Raw genomic sequence first — 21,824 nt, 5'->3', positions numbered from 1 at the left:
AAAATGGGATTTTTCGACTTTCTCACTGAAGAAATAGCTATAGATTTAGGAACTGCCAATACACTTATTATCCATAACGATAAGGTTGTGGTTGACAGTCCTTCTATCGTGGCCCGCCACCGTACTACCGGTAAGATCATTGCCGTTGGGAAGGAAGCTGCGATGATGCAGGGAAAAACCCATGAGAATATCAAAACTATTCGTCCATTAAAGGACGGGGTAATTGCCGATTTCGATGCATCTGAAAAAATGCTTACCATGTTCATTAGGGAGATTCCTGCACTTAAAAAGAAGATGTTCACCCCCGCTTTGAGAATGGTGATCTGTATCCCTTCAGGAATTACTGAAGTGGAGATGCGTGCGGTAAAGGAAAGTGCCGAAAGAGTTAACGGGAAAGAGGTTTATTTAATACATGAACCAATGGCTGCTGCCATTGGGATTGGAGTAGATATTATGCAACCAAAAGGGAACATGATCGTGGATATAGGTGGTGGTACTACCGAAATCGCAGTGATAGCCCTTGGAGGAATTGTGTGTGATAAATCGGTTAAGATCGCAGGAGACGTTTTTACAAATGACATCGTTTATTACATGCGTACGCAACACAACCTTTATGTTGGAGAGCGTACTGCTGAAAAAATAAAAATCCAGATTGGTGCTGCTACCGAAGATCTTGAGGTACCACCAGATGAAATGAACGTTCAGGGAAGGGATCTTCTAACAGGAAAGCCCAAGCAGGTGAATATTTCCTACCGGGAGATTGCCAAAGCCCTTGATAAATCGATTTTAAGGATCGAGGATGCCGTGATGGAAACCCTTTCACAGACTCCGCCGGAACTTGCAGCCGACATTTACAACACCGGGATATATTTAGCCGGTGGAGGATCGATGTTGCGTGGACTGGACAAGAGATTATCACAAAAGACCGATCTTCCGGTTTATATTGCCGAAGATCCTTTACGGGCAGTGGTTCGCGGAACGGGTATTTGCCTGAAAACCCTTCATCGTTACAAGGGGATCTTGATAAAGTAGGACTAGCTTATGCAGCAAATAATTAATTTTCTTATTCGCAATAAGAACAATATTCTATTCTTATTGCTGCTAACCTTTTCCCTGTTTTTGACCATCCAGTCACACTCCTATCAAAAAAGTAAATTTATTAGCTCTGCCAATTTCATGAGCGGCGGCATCTACAGCTGGACCAGCAACATCAACAGCTATTTTCATCTTGAACAATATAATTTACGTTTACTTGAAGAGAATAAAAGACTCCGCACCCGCCTTGCCGGGTATGAAGATTCTTTGGAGATCGAGACCTATAAAGACACCAGTAGCTTTGATGCCGATTACATTTTTAGAGCATCTGAAGTCATTAATAACAATTACGCCAAAATAGACAATTACCTCACAATTAAAAGTGGGGCCCGTGATGGAATTGAGAGAGATATGGGCGTAGTTACAAGTAAGGGAATCGTGGGAATCGTGGAGAACGTTTCCCCAAATTATTCCACAGTAATTTCGATCCTCAATTCTAATTCGAGAATAAACGCGCAGTTGAAACGCTCCAATCACTTTGGAACTTTGGTGTGGAATGGAGATGATCCCGCCGTTGTGCAATTAACCGATGTTCCATCGGTTGCACCTTTAGCCGAAGGAGACACCATTATTACCGGAGGACGCTCTCTTATCTTTCCCAAAGGCATACCTATAGGGGCCGTGAAGAATTTTTCACTGGACCAGAGCGAGAGCTACTATAATATTGATATTCAATTGTTCAATGACATGACCAACATTGGATATGTTTACATTATTGAAAACACTAGTCAAAGTGAAATAAGAGCCCTTCAAAATCTTTCTAAAGATGAATAGTGTAATTTTCACCAACACCCTTCGATTCGTATTGCTGTTATTAGTACAGGTGCTGTTGTTGAATAATATTAATTTTTTGGGTTACATCAATCCTTACCTATACGTTCTCTTTATTCTTCTGTACCCTTTCAATGCTAATCAAACTCTTTTCATATTTCTAAGTTTTCTCCTGGGGTGGGGAGTAGATATTTTTGAGGACAGCGGCGGCATAAATGCAGCAGCATGCGTCGTTGCTGCCTACATTCGGCCGGCAATCCTTCGGTTTTCTTTTGGAGTGAGCTATGACTATCAAACCATTAAATTCTCAAGTACCCAACCGGGATCACGATTAAGTTACGTATTGATCCTTGTGCTTGTTCATCATTTTGTATTGTTTTTGTTGGAATTTTTCAATTTTGCACATTTATTGTTACTTCTTAAAAAAACATTTTTTTCGGCAGTGTTTACAATAATTCTTGTTTTTCTAACGCTTGCATTATTCAACAAACGATCCAGATGAGAAAAGTCTTACTCTACATCATAGTCATCACCTCCGGAATTATTTTCCTGGCCAGGCTATTCTACCTGCAAGTGATGGATGATTCTTTTGTGGGCCTCTCAGAGAATAATGCTATAAAAGTTGTTTATGATTACCCCCAGAGAGGTTTCATATTTGATCGTGATGGAGAGCTTCTTGTTTCCAATCAACCGTCTTATGACGTTATGGTCATTCCCCGTAACCTGAAACCTTTTGACACCACGGAGTTATGTAATATTCTTAGCATAACTACAGAACAGTTAGTAGAGCGACTGGATAAAGCAAAAATTTATTCCCCCCGCCTGCCATCGGTAGTAATACCACAGCTTACGAAAGGCGAATACGCTTACCTTGCCGAAAAAATGCGGAAATATGAAGGTTTTTATATTCAGAAACGATCATTGCGCGATTACTATACAGAACATGGAGCTAATGTCCTGGGATACATAACCGAAGTCAACCAGCGTATCGTAAACGAAAATCCTTATTACCTTTCCGGAGACCTCATTGGGCGTCAGGGAATTGAGGGTTATTATGAAGAATTATTACGAGGTGTAAAAGGAGTAAAATATATCCAAAAAGACAGGTTTAACCGCGATATCGGACCTTACAAAGAAGGTATTTATGACACCCTTCCAAAAAAAGGAAAAGACATAAAAATTACCATAGATTCCGAACTTCAGAAATATGGCGAACTTCTCATGGAAAACAAGAGAGGTGGTATTGTTGCTATTGAACCGGCAACAGGAGAGATCCTGGCCATGGTGACAGCCCCGACCTATGATCCTGCCGACCTGGTAGGCCGTAAAAGATCTGAGAATTTCACTAAGCTATGGCTGGACTCTATTAATAATCCTCTTTATGATCGGGGGCTTTTGGCAGAATATCCACCAGGATCGCCTTTTAAGACCATAAATGCCCTTATCGCCTTACAGGAAGGCGTGGTGAATACAGGCGACCGTTTCTCCTGTAATGGGGGCTATTTCTATGGGAGAGGCCGCAAAATGGGATGTCATGCCCACGCCAGTCCCTTGGATATGGTTCCCGGAATAGCCCAATCCTGTAATGCCTACTTCGCCAACGTCTACAGAAGAATAATTGAAAAATATCCTACTCCACAGGGAGGAGTAGATGCCTGGGCAGGACATTTAAAAAGCTTTGGGCTGGGAGATTATCTTGGCTCCGATCTTTCCACAGGCCGTCCAGGGAAGATCCCTACTTCAGAATATTATAATAAGATTTACGATTACCCTACCTACAAATGGTTCTCAACAGCCACCCTTTCTAATGCCATTGGACAGGGAGAAGTTCTAATGACTCCAATACAATTGGCAAACATGACGGCTGCGATTGCAAACAGGGGTTGGTTCTATACTCCGCATATCCTTAAGGAAATTGAGGGTTCCCCGCTAAAGAAGGAAGAATTTACCGAGAAGAAGTATACCACAATTGATCCCGAGCATTTTGGGCCTGTTGTGGAAGGAATGCACCAGGTTTACAAGGCAGGTACTGCCGCTGCACTTCAAATCCCCGGAATAGAAATCGCCGGAAAAACCGGTACTGCCGAAAACTTTACTAAAGTGAACGGCACAAGAATGCAGCTCACAGACCATTCTATTTTTATCGCATTTGCCCCTGTTGATGACCCTAAAATAGCCATTGCCGTTTTCGTAGAAAATGGGTACTGGGGAGGTAGGTACGCAGGTCGAATTGCAGGTCTAATGATTGAAAAATATATCAAAGGGGAAATCACCCGGAAAGATATGGAGGACTGGATCCTTAAAAACAGTCTTGAAGACGAATACACGAAACCATATAGCGGAGAACCGTTCTTAATCAATGACGGCAAAAAATATGGCTGGGTTGAAAAGAAGCCCAAAAGAATTAATTAACAGCTATGCCCAAGACAATTTCCCAGTTCGACTGGCTTACTATTCTTATTTATTTCTTACTGGTAGCAATTGGGTGGGTTAATATTTATTCGGCATCACTTGATGATACTGTCACTTCTGCGTTCGAATTCGGACAGATCTATGGGAGACAATTGTTATGGATCCTTCTAAGCGTACTTTTAATAGTGATTCTACTCTCCCTGGAAGCGAAATTCTATGAACGTTTTGCAAGTGTCATCTATACAATTTCCCTGATTTCTATTCTGGGCCTCTTTTTCTTCGGAAAAACAATTAATGGCGCTACTTCCTGGTATGCCTTCGGAAGCTTTTCCTTACAGCCGGCAGAATTTGCCAAGGTGGCAACTGCTCTGGCCCTTTCAAAGTTTATTAGTGATATTCAAACGAACATTCGTGACCTGTCTGACCAATTCAAGGCCTTTGTAATAATTGCCCTCCCTGCTTTGATCATTCTACCACAACCCGATGCAGGGAGTGCCATGGTTTATGCTGCATTTTTCTTTCCGCTTTACAGGGAAGGACTTTCCGGGGTCTATTTGATCGCAGGTACGATAGGAGTGCTGGTCTTTGTTCTTACGCTGCTATTCAGTCCTATTTGGGTTTCTATTGGTGCAACTGCAGTGGTCATATTCGTGTATTTCTTCAGAAAGAGAAAGAAACCGGGGATCATTGTTTATTTGAGCATCCTCATCATGGCTATAGCTCTTTCCTTCTCGGTAGATTATATCTTTCAAAACATTTTTGAACAGCGTCACCGCGATCGTTTCAACATTGTTCTTGGGAAAGAAGTGGATAACCGCGGAATAGGCTACAATACTAACCAGAGCGAAATCGCGATTGGCAGTGGAAGCTGGTTTGGCAAGGGATGGACTGAAGGCACCCAGACAAAAGGAAATTTCGTTCCTGAACAACATACAGATTATATCTTTAGTACGGTAGGCGAGGAATGGGGTTTTGTGGGAAGTTCAGTGGTCATCTTCCTGTTTATCTTCTTAATGCTGAGGATCATCCACATGGCCGAAAGGCAGAAATCCCAATTTAACCGGGTATACGGCTACAGCGTTGCAGGGATCCTTTTTGTACACTTTTTTGTGAATATTGGAATGGTTATAGGCATATTCCCAACGGTGGGAATACCATTACCATTCTTTAGTTACGGAGGTTCGGGACTGTGGGCGTTCACAATACTTCTCTTCATTTTCATCAAGCTGGATTCCGATAGAATGTCCTTCTGGTAGGCACCCTGAGTAGGGAAATATAATTTCAAACATATAACTGAGGATCTTTAAAAACTTCTTCCGATTGCAGGAGAGTTAATGATGTCCCCTTTCCGAAGCGAAGCAGATATTTCCTGAATATAATTAGTGGCTAATGTAATCCCACTTATCTCTCTATTTATCCTCCCCGTTGGCTCTAATGCTTTTCTTTATCAGGCCGCTGAAGATCCATATTCCTATCAATTCTAAATTCTATAGTGATTAATTCTAATACCAATAAGGCATAAAAAAAGGGCTTTAAAAAAAGCCCTTTTTGGAATCTAAATTTTTCTTCTTCTTATTTTTTAATATCGGCAAGACCTGACTTCTTGATGTTATTCATCTTCATGTCCTCAAGAACATGAACAGCCTCTTCCATATAAATATCACTCCTTAAGTTCTTGTGCCATCTTTCTCTCTTTTGAGCAAGCACGGTATCTACATCGAATAATTCTTTTTCATAAGGAAGAGATTCAAAGCTAAGATCAGACTCATATTCAGAAATTTTATCAAATTTCTTAGCCTGCTCTTCATTGAGCTCCATTTCCCTGCTGTATTCAGCATAATTAAGTGGGAAGGAAGTACTGTTACGCTGATCTCTTATCCATTCGGCGTTCTGCTTTATTAGCTCAATATTTTTATTCTCTTCCATTCTCTTTTGGCTGTTGGACATTGTCTCCTCAAAATCAATATATCCATCCCACGGCTCAAAAGATGCCGCTTCAATTTGATCCCATGGCAGCGGATTCTTCTGGTCCTTCTCCCCTATGTCAATGAAAGAATAACGATCTGGCACCACAACATCACTTTTAACACCTTCTAATTGAGTAGAACCTCCGTTCACTCTGTAGAACTTCTGGGTGGTCATTTTCAAAGCTCCAAGATCTCCGAGATCATTATTTCTCACCCATCGGTTAAGGTCAAGCACATTTTGCACTGTTCCCTTTCCATAGGTTTGTTTACTCCCAATGATCACTGCTCTCTTGTAATCCTGCATTGCGGCTGCAAGAATTTCTGAAGCCGAGGCCGAAAGTTCATTCACAAGTATTACCAATGGACCATCCCAAAGGATTGAGGAATCATTATCCTTTAATATCTCCTGACCCTCCAGTTTGGATTTAACCTGTACAATAGGACCTTCTTTAATAAATAAACCGGCGATATCCACAACAGTTTTTAAGGATCCTCCTCCATTGTTCCTAAGGTCAAGCACAAGCCCGTCCATTCCTTCTTTTTTAAGTCTTATGATCTCCTTCTTAACATCGGAAGCTGCGTTTCTTTCGGAATAATCTTCCATATCAAAATAGAACTTCGGTAGGTTGATCACTCCATATACACGGCCATTTTTTTCCACTTTAGCCGCCTTGGCATAAGTTTCTTCTATTTCTACCACATCCCGAATAATATCTACTTCCTGGATTGTCCCATCAACTTTTTTAAGGGTAAGGGTCACTTTAGATCCTTTTGGGCCTTTGATCAAATTAACTGCATCGTCAAGCCGCATTCCTACAACACTTACAGCCTCTTTCTCGTCTTCCTGCTTCACTTTGATGATCTCATCCCCAACTTCTACTTCTTCGCCTCTCCAGGCCGGACCTCCGGAGATCACTTCGACGATCTTTACATTATCATTTTTCTTTTGAAGACGGGCACCAATACCTTCAAGCTTTCCACTCATGGCCATATCGAAACGATCTTTGTCCTGAGGTGCAAAATAGAAAGTGTGTGGATCAAACTCCTCTACAATAGCATTGACATAGACAGAAAACCAATCTTTTCTCTCAAGGTCATCACTAAAATCAAAATATTCATTTAGAGAATTTTTGGTTAATTCCCGGGCTTCCTCTTCAAGTTGTGCGTCTGTCTTTACAGCATAATCTGGATCCTTCTCCAATTCACGCTCCTGCTCTTTCTTTTTATCGTAAAAATTTGAAATGGCCGAAAACTTAAGCTGCTTTCTCCATCTTTCCTTCATTTCTTCTTTAGAGGTAACATAGCCTCTTTTACTGTAATCTGTATCCAGCGCCTCATTCTTATTGAAATTGAAAGGCTTTTCAAGGACTTCTTCGTAGATCCTTTCAGCTTCGGCCATACGTTCTAGCAAACGGGTATGAGTAAGGTCGAAAAAGTTGATCTCACTGTTTTTTATCTGGTCATCGATAAGGGTTTCATACTGCTGAAATTCTTCAATATCACTCGCATAGAAATATCTTTTTAAAGGATCAAGAGCCTCGAGATAATCTTTATAAACTTCAGAAGAAAAGGAATCATCAATTTCCTTGGCATCATAATGTCCATTTTTAAGAACGTATGATATCAATTCAATTAAGGTTTTATCTTTATTGGGGTCGTTGAATGTCTTTGTGGTAAAACTGCAAGAGGCCGCAGCAAACAGCAAAACCAGCACCAGTAGTTTATAGTTCCTTTTCATCATGGATTGTATTTTCGTCATTAGTATACCTGTAATACAGTAAAAACTATGCCAACTTCTATAGTCTTCTCCTTTTTTGTTAATTTACGAATATAAGCCTTTCCTCAGGAAATTAATTTATTTTAGCAGCCATAAATTTTTCATAAATGTCTCAGGAAAAACCGCTGATCTTAGTAACCAATGATGACGGAATTACGGCTCCCGGAATAAGAGCCTTAATAGATGTAATGAAGCAGCTGGGAGATGTAATCGTGGTAGCACCCGATAGTCCGCAGAGTGGAATGGGACACGCCATTACCATTAGCGATACCCTCTTTTGTGACCAGATAACTGTCAAGGAAACATACAAGCACAAGGAATACAGTTGCTCGGGTACTCCGGCCGATTGTGTGAAGATCGCAACCCAGGAAATCCTGCACCGCAAACCCGATCTTTGTGTGAGTGGTGTAAACCATGGTTCCAACTCTTCCATTAACGTAATTTATTCTGGCACCATGAGTGCCGCGGTGGAAGCAGGAATTGAAGGGATCCCCGCAATAGGCTTTTCTCTTTTGGATTATTCCTTAAATGCCGATTTCGAACCCTGTAAGAAGTTTATAAAACGAATTACCCGGCAGGTCCTAAAACACGGACTCCCAAAAGGGGTGGTTCTAAACGTAAACCTTCCGAAGTTAAAGGAATCGGAGATCAAGGGAATCAAAGTCTGCCGGCAGGCTAATGCCCGGTGGGAAGAAGAATTTGATAAAAGAACAAATCCGCAGGGGCGGGATTATTACTGGCTCTCAGGGAAATTCATCAATGAAGACGAGGGAGAAGACAGCGATGAATATGCCCTTTCACAGGGTTATGTTTCTGTCGTACCTGTTCAATTTGACCTTACGGCACATCAATTCCTTAGGGATCTAAATACCTGGGACCTGAATGATTAAGAAAGAGATCCTTATCGGTTTTTTGGTAGGCATAGCGGCAAACCTAATTGGGATGCTCATTTACATCCTGCTTTTTTCAGATTTATCTGTGTTGGAAACACTTCAGGAATCAATGCGCGGTGGATTTATCGGCACCCTTATAACCGCAGGAGCAATCCTGAATTTCCTCCCATTTTTCTACTTTCTGAAAAAAGAAAAGATCTATCGTGCCCGGGGAGTTTTAATGGCCTCGATTCTTGCTGCAGTAGTCATTGCCATAATTAAGCTCACTTAATATGAAGTATTATATTATCGCAGGAGAAGCTTCGGGAGACCTACATGCGGCAAACCTCATGAAGGCTCTCAAGAAGACCGACCCTGAAGCCGAATTCAGGTTTTGGGGAGGGGATTTAATGCAGGCCGAAGGCGGCACTCCCGTGAGGCACTATCGCGACCTTGCATTCATGGGTTTTGCCGAAGTCATTATGAACCTGCGTACAATTCTGCGCAATATTTCCTTCTGTAAAAAAGACATTAAAGATTGGGATCCACACGTCATCATTTTTGTGGACTATCCCGGCTTTAATTTACGAATTGCAAAATGGGCCCGTAATGAAGGCTACAAAACCCATTTTTATATCTCTCCACAAATCTGGGCCTGGAAAGAGAACAGGATAAAGGACATTCAGCGGGATATCGATGAAATGTATGTTATCCTGCCTTTTGAGAAAGACTTTTATGAGAACAAACATGACTACAAAGTAAATTTTGTTGGTCACCCCCTCATTGATGCCATTGCCGATCGCGCTCCCGCAGATATCAAAAAAATAAGAGAAGAACATGGCCTAGACGACAGGCCTGTGATCGCCCTTCTCCCCGGAAGCCGAAAACAAGAGATCTCCAAAATGCTGGAGATCATGCTGAGTGTCACCGACGATTTTAAGGATTACCAATTCGTCATCGCAGGAGCACCCAGCCAGGAAGAGGAGTTTTACCGGCCGTTCATTAAAAAGAAAAATGTACACCTGGTAATGAACCGCACTTATGATGTTCTTGAAATATCCACTGCTGCCCTTGTAACCTCGGGTACAGCTACCCTGGAAACTGCCCTTCTCAAGGTGCCGGAAGTTGTTTGCTACAAAGGCAATTTTATCTCCTATCAAATCGCAAAACGGGTCATCAATTTGGAATACATCTCCCTGGTAAATCTTATCATGGAGCGGGAAGTGGTTAAAGAACTTATTCAAAATGACTTTAAACGTCCTAATCTTAAAAAGGAACTTTTCAAAATTCTGGACGGGGAACATAGAAAAAAGGTCTTTGCAGATTATTATGAACTGGAGCAAAAATTAGGAGGCAAAGGCGCAAGTGAAAAAACTGCACGTCTTATTTTTGAAAAAATTTCAGCTTCATGAAGATCTGGAAGTTCTCACTCTTGCTACTCGTTATTACTTTAACTTCCTGTGGTGCCCAAAAAAATACTGCAGCACATCAGCAGCAAATAGCTCCCGAAAGACAACAGTCTTATGCGGCGCTTCCCGATTTTTACGATCCCGATGAAGAGACGATAGAAGAGCTTGCGGAAGAAACATTCAATATCGTAGATTATGCGTATCAATTTTTGGGGACCAGTTATAAATACGGGGGCACCACTACCCAGGGCATGGACTGCTCCGGCCTGGTTTACACCTGTTTTTTAGAAAATAATATTGAACTGCCACGCTCCTCCCGGGATATGGCACTATTGGGCGAGCAACTCGATCTTCCGCAGGTAAGAACCGGAGATCTGTTGTTTTTTAAAACCGACAGGCGAAAAAAGAACATCAATCATGTAGGACTTGTAGTACAACTGGATGACGACAAGATCCTTTTCATTCATTCCAGCACCTCCCGCGGGGTGATCATTTCGGCTCTTGAGGAGACTTATTGGCGCGAACATTTTGTGATGGCCCGCCGCATACTTTAAATTATTATCTTCGGGTAAACACCTGATAAATAATAGTTTGAACACGGCAATAATCCGACTCACCCTTTTGCTGCTTCTGGGAATTTGGAGCGGCTTTTTCCTGGAATTACCCCTTAAAATGGCCTTTTTGACACTGCTGCCGGGGCTAACCCTGTTTTTCATCGCCTACTTTAGGGCAAGAAAGCTGCTTTTCCCCGATCTATTCTTCGGAAGCAGTGTGCTTCTCCTCTTTTTTCTCCTCGGAATTTTTGTCACCAGCCTTCACCTGCCGCAGAATCAGCCAAATCACTATCTCAACAAAATCTCTTCGGAAGAAATCCCCCTCCTGAAGCTTAGCATCAAAGAAAGCCTGAAGCCCGATCTCTACAGCATGAAATTCATAGCCGAAGTTGAAGCGGTCAATCGAGAAACCTCCTATGGGAAACTCCTTCTTCTCACTCCAAAAGACAGCCTTAAAAAGCCATTTTTGGAAGGTGAGAAGATCATGCTTTCCGCGCCTCTGGATCCTATCGCCGCTCCTCTCAATCCACATCAATTTGATTACTCCGCTTTTATGTCCCGAAAGGACGTATGGCGACAATCTGATTCCCGGAAAGGAACCTATATCAAATTATCAGACCACAATTCTGGAGTTAGGATTGCAGCGGCAAACTTTCGAAAGAAAATAACTCACGCCTTAGAAGAAAATAATTTTGGGAAAGACGAGCTTTCGCTGGTCCAGGCACTGCTGCTGGGCCAAAAGCAGGACATTTCTGCTGAAACCTATAATAATTTTGCGGCAGCGGGCGCTATTCATATTCTGGCAGTTTCGGGGCTGCACGTGGGGATCATATTACTCCTGCTGCACCAGATCTTTAAACCCCTGGAAAGGTTCAAAAAGGGCAAATTGATAAAAACTCTGATTGTCATTTTATGTCTCTGGGGTTTCGCCATTCTTGCAGGGCTTTCCCCTTCGGTAGTGAGAGCGGTTACCATGTTCAGTTTTTTGGCGGTAGGAATGGAAATCAACAGGCGAACCAGTGCCCTTAATTCGATTTTCCTATCCCTCATGCTCCTCCTGCTCATCAAGCCCCAGTGGATTTTTGAAGTGGGTTTTCAACTTAGTTACCTCGCGGTACTTTCTATTATTCTTTTTCAACCTCTTTTGCACCGCCTCTACTCTCCCTCTAACCGAATTGGCAAGTATTTCTGGGATCTCTTAACGGTTACCATTGCTGCGCAGGTAGGTGTCCTACCTCTAAGTTTATACTATTTTCATCAATTTCCCGGTCTTTTCTTTCTGTCAAACCTACTCATCCTTCCTTTTCTGGGCCTCATCCTCATTTTGGGCGTGCTGGTGATCTTTCTGGCACTTTTAGATATTCTCCCCTCCTTTCTTGCTGAAGCTTATGAGAGGATCATTGAAACGCTTATTGAGACCGTGAACTGGATTGCAGGTCACGAACAATTTCTATTCAGGGATATTTCTTTTAACCTTTCTGAAGTCCTATCCTGGTATTTCTTTTTCTTCCTCGTGTTCCTGCTGTGGAGATCCTTTAACTACAGAAGGATCATTGCTGTTCTTTTTAGTGTATTAGTTCTTCAGTCAGTTTATATCACTTCTGAATTTCAAAAGGGTGACCGCCTAATCATCTTTCATAAAAGCCGCAGCAGCGTAATTGGGTTAAAGGAGAAGAGTAAACTTGAAGTATACCATGATCTAAAGGTACCGGCCGAAGATTTAAAACTGCTTCAGAATTATATGGTAGGAGAAGATCTCTCCGGTATAGAAGAAAGACCTATGAAAAACATTTACCTTCAAAAAGGGCATTTTCTGATGGTCATTGACAGCAGCGGAATCCTTCCGCAGGAAACTCCATCTAACGTTAAGCTGCTCCTTACAGGCTCCCCCCGCTTAAACCTCGAGCGGGTTTTGAGTACTTACACGCCGATGGTGATCATTGCCGATGGTAGTAATTATCCTTCCTTCATCAAAAAATGGAAAGAAACGGCAATTGAAAACCACATCCCCTTTTATTATACCGGGCGGGACGGTGCTTATATTATTGAATAAAAAAACCTCACAGGATTAAAAATCTGTAAGGTTTTTTTATTCAATAATTATTTCACTTCTAATTCGAAACTGCGAATTCATTATTAAATCCTTCAGAATAAGATTGAAAAGCTTCAGGACTGGTAATATCCTTATAATCCTCTCCCACGAACATCTTCAGAAATAGTTCCAGCTGATGCGGAGTCCGGTAACCCGGAATTGGGCCAATTAAATCCCCCTTTTCATCAAAAAAGACCAGACTGGGATAACCTGTGATCTTCATCGCCCGGGCGAAATCATGCTGACTGTTGCGCCCTCTCCTGTTAGGATCATAATTGGGATTTTTAAATGTCATTCCGCGGTAATTTACTTCCTCTGTTCCTTCGGCATTAAACTTTACAGGATAATAATTTTTATTCACATACTCTATAACATCCTCATTAGAAAAAGTGTTTTTATCCAGCATTTTACAGGGGCCACACCAGGTGGTATAGGCATCCAGAAATATTTTTTTGGGCTTTTTCTTTTGAGCTTCAAGTGCTTCATTCATAGTCATCCACTTGATCTCTTGCGCTACCAGAGCAGGTGTCGCAAGTAGCAATATTATAAGACTTAGAATAATTTTTTTCATGCTTTTTCCTTCTCCTTTAGCAATAGTCATACCTAATTTTAAAAAAATACGCCCTCATAAAGAGGGCGTAAAAATACATTTTTTAGAAAGAAATTATTTTACTCCGTGCATCAATTTCTTTAACAAAGGATTTAAGAGCGCCACCAATACTCCGGCTGCAATTGGCACAATTGTAAATATGAGGAAGAAAGCAGACAAACTATACTGTTCGGTGATCTCATCAATCATTCCTCCAAAGGAACCTGCCAGTTTATTTCCTATTGCAATTGCCAAATACCACATCCCAAACATGAAAGCGATCATTCGCGCCGGTACAAGTTTACTTACATAAGAAAGTCCCAGCGGAGATAAACATAATTCCCCCAGGGTATGAAAAAGGTAGGCCAGGATAAGCCATATCATACTCACCTTTGCACCTTCGGCTACACCACTTGAGCCAAAGGCCAGTAAGCCAAAACCTATTCCCAGAAGAATTAATCCAAAGCTGTACTTCCATGCGGCAGAAGGATTATACTTGCTCTCCCACCATTTTGAAAAGAAAGAAGCAAAAACAATGATAAAGAATGAGTTAAGTATACTAAACCACGAAACGGTGATCTCTGTCGCATCCCCCTGAAATTCCCTTACCAGCATCCAGATCACAATTGCCCAAATTATTCCAAAGCAAATAACCAGCACGATGTTAGAACCTAAAACCCGCTTATAGGTCTGTCCCCATAACAGGAAGAGCACCCAGGTGATAATCATAAGAGGTATTACCGTGAGAAGAGTGTTAAAAATATTGAAAACTGTCGCCCCTGTACCTGTCAGCAATCGGTCTACAGAATCACGTGCAAAAATAATTAGAGAGGTAGCTCCCTGTTCAAATGACATCCAGAAGAAAACAGTAAAAAAGGCAAAGATGATCACTGCAATCATTCGGTCACGAACAACTTTTGCATAACGGGCAATTCGGGAAATAACCAGAACGAGGAACAGGCCAAGCCCAATTAAAGCCAATGCTATAGGCCCCGAAAAAGGCTCTCCTCTAAAATCGAACGGCATTACAGCCGGAAGAAGATTGAGATCTGCAATCCTGGAAACCGGATCATTGATCAAATACAACAAACCAATAACAGAGGTTGCAAGAACAAGAATCTTATCAAAAAGGGTAAATGGGTTGTGAGTATGATCTTTTACTCCCGATGCTTCTTCTTTAGCCTTTTCTTCGGCAAGTTTAGCTTTATCTGGCACCCCACCTATGTTACCAAAAAGGGGTTTTGCCAGCCAAAACTGAAGGGTTCCCAGGAACATAAAAATACCGGCAAGACCAAAGCCCCAGCTCCATCCTACTCTTTCGGCGAGGTAACCGCACAGCATCATTCCAAAGAACGCTCCGGCATTAACTCCCATGTAAAATATGGTATAAGCCCCATCTTTCTTGTCGGGTTTACCATCATACATTTCCGAAATAATGGAGGTGATATTAGGTTTAAAGAAACCCGTACCTATTACCAGCAAGGCCAGACCAAAATAGAGGGAGAATTCTGTCTCCAATGCCATTGAGGCGTGACCTGCGGTCATAATAGCTGCTCCAATGACTACAGCCCAGCGATAGCCGGTGATCTTATCGGCAATGATACCACCTGCAATAGGTGTAAGGTAAAGTAACCCGGCATAGGTTCCAAAAAGGGCACCTGCATTTTCTGCACTCCATCCCCAACCCGGGTTATCCACTCCTACAATTGCCATTGTAAGGAAGTTGATAAGGAGTACTCTCATACCGTAGAAAGAGAAGCGCTCCCACATTTCGGTAAAGAAAAGAACAAAAAGGCCTGCGGGGTGACCTAAAACTTTTGATTTAAAGAAATCGTTCTCTGCCGCTGGAACCGTAGCTGCCATTATCTTCTTCTTTTATTTTCTTCTTTTTCTACGAGATCTTCATCTCCAAGTTCAAAATTTTCCTGCTGTGGTAACTCTCTCTCTTCATCTTCCACACCATGAGTAAGACGTTTAAGAGGTTTGAGCATTAATAACACCAGTACGGCAAAGGCGACGGTGAAGATCGTAATACCCATGAAAATAGTTCCATCCCCGGCTTCGGAAGAGTATTCTCCCACGATCCCTGCAAGCTTGTTTCCAAGACCTGTCGCTGCAAAGTAAACCCCCATCATTAAAGAGGCGTATTTCACGGGAGCTAACTTAGTAATAAAGGAAAGTGCCACCGGCGAAGAACTCAGTTCCCCTATTGTGTGGAAAAGATAAGCTAATACCAACCAGTACATGGCTGAAGCTCCATCGTTCTGAAATTCCATTGAGGCAAAAACCATAAAAACGAATCCAAGTCCCATTATAATAACCCCTATCGCCATTTTGAAAATAGAAGAAGCTTCTTTACTCTTCAATTTTCTCTTAGCCCAGAAGTTGGCTACGATCACCCCGAAAATGATAATGAAAAGTGCATTTAAGGACTGAAACCACGAAGCAGGCACTTCGCTACCTATCAATGGCAGACTAAAAGGCAAGGACCTGTCGGTTTTTTCAAGAGCATAGATGTTCATAAGCCCTCCTGCCTGTTCAAAGGCTCCCCAGAATACGATTACAAGGATAAAAGAGAGTAACATCACCACGTAGCGGTCTTTCATCACCTGAGTTGTAAGATCCTTGTATACCATCAACATCATAGCAGTTACGAAAGTCAGGAATATGAAAAGAAAACCGTATGCTATATCTATGGCAAGAAGATAATAGATTGACCCTGCCAGTAATACAGCAGTGACTGTTAACTGTACCGGAGATTTAAAAAGATCTGTAAACATTCCTCCAAAGGAAGCACCGGAATCTCTTTCAGCTTTTGAGAGCAGGTTACCCACCTCTACAAGATATTTTTGCCCCCACAGGTAAACGAGAAGTCCGAGTGCCATGGCTATTCCTGCAAGACCGAAGCCCCAATGCCATCCAATATTCTCACCAACATACCCTACAATTAAACTTGAAAGAAAAGCTCCAAGGTTGATCCCAATGTAGAAAATAGTAAATCCTTTATCACGACGAATGTCTCCTTCTTTATAAAGACCTCCCACCATAGTAGAAATGTTTGGTTTAAGCATTCCAACACCGGCAATGATCAACCCAAGCCCTGTATAGAAGGCCCACATTTCTTCAACTGCCAGGATTCCGTGTCCTGCCACTAAAATTATTCCTCCCCACAACACCGCCTTTTTCTGACCAAGAACTTTATCGGCTATAATACCCCCGGGGATGGAAGCAACATATACTAACATGGTGTACCAGCCGTAAAGAGCCAAAGCTTCGGCATTGGTCCAGCCCAATCCGGCATTACCGCCCTGGGTAGCACTTACAAGATAAAGCACCAGGATGGCGCGCATTCCATAATAGGAAAAACGCTCCCACATTTCGGTGAAAAACAGAATGTAAAGACCTACCGGGTGACCAAATAATTCGCGCCTATGCGCTGCTGTTGTTGCCTGTGCCATTATAGGGAAGATTTGATATTAGGGTTAATTTGTAAGTTTTCTTCAATAAAATTTGTCATGAGCGTGTAAAGGTGCAAACGGGTATTCCCCCCGTAAATGCCATGATTTTTGTCGGGATAGATTGCCCAGTCAAACTGCTTATTTGCCTGCACCAATGCCTCGATCATTCTCATGGTATTCTGTACATGTACATTGTCATCTCCTGTACCATGAATAAGCAGGTAATCTCCTTTTAATTTTTCTACATGGTTGATGGGAGAATTCTCATCATATCCCGAGGGGTTCTCCTGCGGAGTAGTCATGTATCTTTCGGTATAAATACTATCATAGAACCTCCAGCTGGTTACGGGAGCAACCGCAATTGCCATTGCGTAAACGTCATTACCTTTTAGCAATGCATTGGAAGACATAAAGCCTCCATAACTCCAGCCCCATATTCCCATATTCTCCTCATCAATGTACTCGCGATTTCCAAGGATCCTGGCTGCTTCAATGACATCTTCAACCTCAAACTTCCCAAGTTCCTTCTGAGTCACTTTTTTAAAAGCAGCACCTTTAAAACCGGTACCGCGGGGATCGATACCAACAACAACATAACCTTTACCGGCCAGCATTTGATACCAGTAGTCATTTGTGCTGTTAAAGCGGTTTCCTACTTCCTGTGAACCGGGTCCTGAATATTGTGCTACAAACAACGGATACTCCATTGAAGGATCAAAATTTGGTGGTTTGATCATCCACATGTTAAGATCGGAACCATTCACTGCAATAGTAGAAAATTCCTTGGGAACGATCTTGTATTCTGCCATTTTCTTAAGCAGCTTCTCATTGTTAAGTACCTCCCTTACAAGCTTTCCATTCTTAGCAAGGTGCAGTGTAAATTCATAAGGCGTAGTTGCGCTGTTATAGCTGTTGATGAAGTAGGTATAATCTGCACTAAAATCAGCACTGTTTTGGCCTACCTTATCTGTAAGTTGCTTTTTATTCTTTCCGTTGGTTTTTACCGAGAAAACATTACGGTTGATACTTCCATTCTCGGTACTTTGATAGAAAATCGTATTTGTTTTAGGATCAAGCCCGTAATAATTGGTCACTTCCCAGTTTCCTCTGGTCACCTGGTTCTTCAGCTTTCCTGTCTTATCGTAAAGGTAGATATGGTTCCAGCCATCTTTTTCACTGGTCCAGATAAAGCTGTTGTCTTGCAAAAATGTCAAATTATCGGTCACATCCACATAAGCCTCATCGGTTTCAGTAAGTACAACTTCAGCTTCATTTTTTTCAGCATTCACAAAAATAAGGTCCAGCACATTCTGATGGCGGTTTAGAACCTGTGCACTTAAAACATCTGGATCATTTGTCCATTTGATCCTCGGAATATAAAAATCTTCATAATCCCCCAGATTAACATCTAAGATCTGTTCCTGCTGAAGATCATAAATATGCAGGCTGACATCTGAATTTTTCTCTCCGGCCTTAGGGTACTTAAAAGTAGATTGTGAAGGATAAAGCTCCTGCCCGTAGACATCCATTGAGAATTCGGGCACTTCAGTTTCTTCAAATTTTAAAAAGGCGATCTTTTCGCCGGTCTTGTTCCACTGGAAAGCCCGTACAAAGGAAAATTCCTCTTCATACACCCAGTCGGCAACCCCGTTGATGATCTTGTTCATCTCCCCGTCATTGGTAACCTGCGTCACTTTGCCTGAAGAAAGATCCTTTACAAAAATGTCATTTTTGAACACATAAGCAACCTTCTCACCATTTGGTGACAGGGTAGGTTCTTTGATTTTTTCATCGGAAATCTTTTTTAGTTCGCCGCTTTGCAGCTCGTACACGTAGAAAATTCCGCGGGTGGAATGCCTGTAGATAGATTCTATCTCTGTACCAAGTACTAACTTGTTCTCGTTTTCACTGAATTCATAGCCAGAAAAAGCCCCGATCTCCTCAAGATCTTTACTATTTAAAATTGTACGGGTCTTCTCCCCGGTTTTATAGGAGTAAACATCTATGGAAGATGTACCGGCGCTACGGTCAAAATTCAAAACCACATATTCGTTTCCATTATTGAGGGATTGCAAGGCTTCCATCCTTTCCTGCCGGAAAGTTCCTCCCCAAATATCTTCAAGTGTAATGTCTTTTTTCTGTGCAGTAAGAACTGTTGTGGCCGAAAGAAAAAGGGCAAAAAGCCCGTGGGTCAACTTCATTATTTGCGATTAAAATTTTTGCTTGCCAAGTTTAGTAAAAATTCGGCTAAAAAACAGGTTTTCTCTTGTTAAATCATAAGAAGATGTTAATGAAATAAAGGGTTCAAATGGCAAGATGAGCAGATTTTCTTTTTCGGCCACTTCCATACTTTCATACCCTGTCGCGTTTCTTCCAGTAATTGTATCTTTGCACCTCCAAATTTTACATAATGAACGAACCAATTTCGGGATTTTCCAAGCTATCAAAAAAGGAGAAAATTGAGTGGCTTAGCAGCACTTACCTCGCCTCCAACACAAAAGCTAAAGAGATATTAACTCAATACTGGAATTCCAACTCCAGCCTGCAACAACTTCACGAGGAATTCACCGAGAATACCCTTACCAATTACTACCTCCCATTTGGGCTTGCACCAAATTTTCTTATAAATGACCGGCTTTATGCCATCCCTATGGCTATCGAAGAAAGCTCGGTAATCGCTGCGGCCAGCAAAGCCGCAAAATTTTGGGGCAGCCGCGGAGGCTTTAAAGCTGAAGTCCTGGGAACCCAAAAAATTGGGCAGGTGCATTTCATGTATTCGGGTGACCGGGAGAAGCTTCAGGCTTTTTTCAGCAATGTGAAACCACGCCTGCTGGAGGCTGTTGCTCCCCTTACAAAAAACATGGAAAAAAGAGGCGGCGGAGTGATCAATGTAGAACTGCGGAATAAAACCGATCTTTTGGGCGGTTACTATCAGCTGCACTGCACTTTCGAAACCAAAGATAGTATGGGTGCGAATTTCATCAATTCCTGTTTAGAACGCTTTGCTGAAACCTTCCAGTCCGAAGCCAAAACTCATGAAGCTTTTGATGCTTCAGAAAGGGAGATAGAGATCGTGATGAGCATTCTTTCCAACTATGTACCCGATTGTATAGTAAGGGCCGAAGTCTCCTGTCCCGTAAACGAACTGGCCGATCATGGCCTAACAGGTGAAGATTTCGCAGCAAAATTTGTCAGGGCCTTAAAAATAGCTGAAGCAGAACCTTATCGTGCAGTAACGCACAACAAAGGCATCATGAACGGCATTGATGCCGTAGTTCTTGCAACCGGCAACGATTTTAGAGCGGTGGAAGCCGGGATCCACGCTTACGCCTCAAAAGAGGGAAAATACAGCAGCCTTTCTCACGCCGATGTGAGGGACGGGAAATTTAGATTTTGGATGAAAATTCCGCTGGCTTTGGGAACAGTAGGAGGTCTAACGGGACTACATCCGCTTTCGAGGATCGCACTTGAGATCCTGCAAAAACCTTCAGCCGAAGACCTGATGAAGATAGTGGCAGTAACCGGACTCGCACAAAATTTTGCGGCAGTAAAATCCCTAATTACCACCGGAATTCAGCAGGGCCATATGAAAATGCACCTTATGAACATCCTTAACCAGTTGCAGGCAACTCCCCAGGAAAAAGAGGTATTGGTAGCACATTTTAAGTCCCATAACGTTTCCCACAGTGCAGTCGAAGAGCAAATTGAAAAATTGAGACAGTAATGCAGAAATTCCACAGCCATGGAAAATTATTGATAAGCGGTGAATACGTCGTGCTCGATGGGGCCACTGCCCTCGCTTTACCTACAAAATTTGGACAGGATCTCGAGGTAAAAAAGATGGGAACCCCCATCGTACGATGGCAAAGCCTTGATCACAAGGAAGAGCTATGGTTTAAGGATGAATTTGCAATTGCAGATTTAGGAACTCAGGAAGTTCCCTTAATGCATCAAAATGATGAGGTGTCAAAAAGGTTGTTTTTGATCCTGTCTTCCGCAGCCGAAATGGCTCCCAATGTCTTCAAAAACAGCAACGGCTTTGAAATTACTACAAAAGCCGATTTTCCTAGAGTCTGGGGTCTTGGAACCTCCTCCACGCTGGTCGCGAACCTTTCAAAATGGCTGGAAATAGATCCATACAAGCTCCTGGAGCGCACTTTTGGAGGCAGCGGATACGATGTAGCCGTGGCCATGAATGGTGCAGCCATAACCTTTGAAAAACATGCTATGGAAAATAGCATTTTGAAGACCTCGTTTGATCTCCCTTTTAAGGACCAACTCTTTTTTGTACACCTTAATCAAAAGCAGAATAGCAGGAAGTCGATCGAACACTACAGGCAACAGGACAAAAAGACCTTAGACACGGCCATTGAAAAGATATCGGCGCTTACACATAGCCTTATCAGCTGCAGGGACCTTTTAGAATTTGAGCTGTTACTGGAGCTGCATGAGAATGTTATTTCACAGCTCCTGGGACTTCAAAAGGTAAAAAGCCGATTGTTTCCTGATTATCCCGGGGCAGTAAAAAGTCTTGGGGGTTGGGGCGGTGATTTCGTGCTGGCAACGGGCAAAGAAGACAATATGAAATACTTCAGAGAAAAAGGCTACTCTACAATTCTTTCTTTTGAAGAAATGATCCTTCAATAGATACTAAGGACAGCTTGAATTAAACGAGTCTTTCTTAAACTTCCTCCCTCGAAAAAATTTACGACTACCAAAATACGACTACCAAAACCTGACTCAAATAAAACAAAAGAGGTCGTCTAAAAAGTAATTTTTAGGCGGCTTTTTTTATTGTCAATATGTGAAGCAATACTTTTTCCTCTTT

17 protein-coding genes are annotated in these 21,824 nt (G+C 42.2%); 12 read left to right on the top strand and 5 right to left on the bottom strand.

Features of this window, described 5'->3' with window-relative positions; all coding sequences use genetic code 11:
• Nucleotides 1–3: 3 nt before the first annotated feature.
• From LA313_RS13500 to rodA, 5 genes are read left to right on the top strand one after another with little or no spacing between them, the layout of a single operon-like run.
• Entirely contained in the window at nt 4–1,032 is a 1,029-nt protein-coding gene (locus tag LA313_RS13500) for a rod shape-determining protein (protein WP_029034217.1), read from the top strand.
• Nucleotides 1,033–1,041: 9 nt separating this feature from the next.
• Nucleotides 1,042–1,869 carry a rod shape-determining protein MreC gene (gene mreC, locus LA313_RS13495; protein ID WP_228915869.1) on the top strand — a complete coding sequence of 276 codons (828 nt, stop codon included), beginning with the start codon at nt 1,042–1,044 and terminating at the stop codon, nt 1,867–1,869.
• Entirely contained in the window at nt 1,862–2,368 is a 507-nt protein-coding gene (locus tag LA313_RS13490; protein WP_228915867.1) for a rod shape-determining protein MreD, read from the top strand. The genes mreC and LA313_RS13490 overlap by 8 nt, the downstream gene beginning before the upstream one ends.
• Complete coding sequence (mrdA, locus tag LA313_RS13485; RefSeq protein WP_228915865.1) at nt 2,365–4,278, top strand: penicillin-binding protein 2; 1,914 nt, start codon at nt 2,365–2,367, stop codon at nt 4,276–4,278. Before LA313_RS13490 ends, mrdA begins: the two co-directional genes overlap by 4 nt.
• Before the next feature lie 5 nt (nt 4,279–4,283).
• Complete coding sequence (gene rodA / locus LA313_RS13480) at nt 4,284–5,534, top strand: rod shape-determining protein RodA (RefSeq protein WP_228915863.1); 1,251 nt, start codon at nt 4,284–4,286, stop codon at nt 5,532–5,534.
• A 316-nt stretch (nt 5,535–5,850) separates the two neighbouring features.
• Here rodA and LA313_RS13475 read toward each other — a convergent pair whose 3' ends face one another.
• Nucleotides 5,851–7,983: a carboxy terminal-processing peptidase gene (locus LA313_RS13475; RefSeq protein ID WP_228915909.1), complete on the bottom strand. Its 2,133-nt coding sequence runs from the start codon at nt 7,981–7,983 to the stop codon at nt 5,851–5,853.
• Between the two features lie 146 nt (nt 7,984–8,129).
• Here LA313_RS13475 and surE point away from each other — a divergent pair, with 146 nt between their 5' ends.
• The 5 genes from surE to LA313_RS13450 all read left to right on the top strand — a co-directional run bounded on the left by surE (nt 8,130) and on the right by LA313_RS13450 (nt 12,910).
• Nucleotides 8,130–8,912, top strand: coding sequence for a 5'/3'-nucleotidase SurE (gene surE, locus LA313_RS13470; protein ID WP_228915861.1), 783 nt, complete (start codon nt 8,130–8,132; stop codon nt 8,910–8,912).
• Complete coding sequence (locus LA313_RS13465) at nt 8,905–9,186, top strand: hypothetical protein (protein WP_228915858.1); 282 nt, start codon at nt 8,905–8,907, stop codon at nt 9,184–9,186. The genes surE and LA313_RS13465 overlap by 8 nt, the downstream gene beginning before the upstream one ends.
• 1 nt (nt 9,187) lies before the next feature.
• Nucleotides 9,188–10,306 carry a lipid-A-disaccharide synthase gene (gene lpxB / locus LA313_RS13460; RefSeq protein ID WP_228915856.1) on the top strand — a complete coding sequence of 373 codons (1,119 nt, stop codon included), beginning with the start codon at nt 9,188–9,190 and terminating at the stop codon, nt 10,304–10,306.
• Nucleotides 10,303–10,857, top strand: a complete 555-nt coding sequence (locus tag LA313_RS13455) for a C40 family peptidase (RefSeq protein WP_228915854.1) — start codon at nt 10,303–10,305, stop codon at nt 10,855–10,857. Before lpxB ends, LA313_RS13455 begins: the two co-directional genes overlap by 4 nt.
• Nucleotides 10,858–10,975: 118 nt before the next feature.
• Nucleotides 10,976–12,910 (top strand): ComEC/Rec2 family competence protein, encoded by a 1,935-nt coding sequence (locus LA313_RS13450; protein ID WP_228915852.1) that lies wholly within the window; start codon nt 10,976–10,978, stop codon nt 12,908–12,910.
• A 58-nt stretch (nt 12,911–12,968) separates the two neighbouring features.
• On the opposite strand, the gene LA313_RS13445 is transcribed toward LA313_RS13450, so the two are convergent.
• The 4 genes from LA313_RS13445 to LA313_RS13430 all read right to left on the bottom strand — a co-directional run bounded on the left by LA313_RS13445 (nt 12,969) and on the right by LA313_RS13430 (nt 19,197).
• Nucleotides 12,969–13,520 (bottom strand): thioredoxin family protein, encoded by a 552-nt coding sequence (locus LA313_RS13445; RefSeq protein ID WP_228915850.1) that lies wholly within the window; start codon nt 13,518–13,520, stop codon nt 12,969–12,971.
• A 93-nt stretch (nt 13,521–13,613) separates the two neighbouring features.
• A complete protein-coding gene (locus tag LA313_RS13440; RefSeq protein ID WP_228915848.1) occupies nt 13,614–15,401 on the bottom strand; it encodes a peptide MFS transporter in 1,788 nt (595 codons plus the stop codon).
• On the bottom strand, nt 15,401–16,996 hold the full coding sequence (locus LA313_RS13435; protein ID WP_228915846.1) for a peptide MFS transporter: 1,596 nt from the start codon (nt 16,994–16,996) through the stop codon (nt 15,401–15,403). The genes LA313_RS13440 and LA313_RS13435 overlap by 1 nt, the downstream gene beginning before the upstream one ends.
• Nucleotides 16,996–19,197: a S9 family peptidase gene (locus tag LA313_RS13430; protein ID WP_228915844.1), complete on the bottom strand. Its 2,202-nt coding sequence runs from the start codon at nt 19,195–19,197 to the stop codon at nt 16,996–16,998. Before LA313_RS13430 ends, LA313_RS13435 begins: the two co-directional genes overlap by 1 nt.
• 209 nt (nt 19,198–19,406) lie before the next feature.
• Here LA313_RS13430 and LA313_RS13425 point away from each other — a divergent pair, with 209 nt between their 5' ends.
• Nucleotides 19,407–20,720 (top strand): hydroxymethylglutaryl-CoA reductase, degradative, encoded by a 1,314-nt coding sequence (locus LA313_RS13425; protein ID WP_228915842.1) that lies wholly within the window; start codon nt 19,407–19,409, stop codon nt 20,718–20,720.
• The gene (locus LA313_RS13420) at nt 20,720–21,643 is read left to right on the top strand and encodes a GYDIA family GHMP kinase (protein WP_228915841.1); all 924 of its coding nucleotides are present in this window, start codon (nt 20,720–20,722) and stop codon (nt 21,641–21,643) included. The genes LA313_RS13425 and LA313_RS13420 overlap by 1 nt, the downstream gene beginning before the upstream one ends.
• Nucleotides 21,644–21,824 lie beyond the last annotated feature (181 nt).

Source organism: Salinimicrobium sediminilitoris (genome assembly GCF_020866905.1).
Taxonomy (GTDB): domain Bacteria; phylum Bacteroidota; class Bacteroidia; order Flavobacteriales; family Flavobacteriaceae; genus Salinimicrobium; species Salinimicrobium sediminilitoris.
This window is presented reverse-complemented; position numbering and strand designations above follow the sequence as displayed.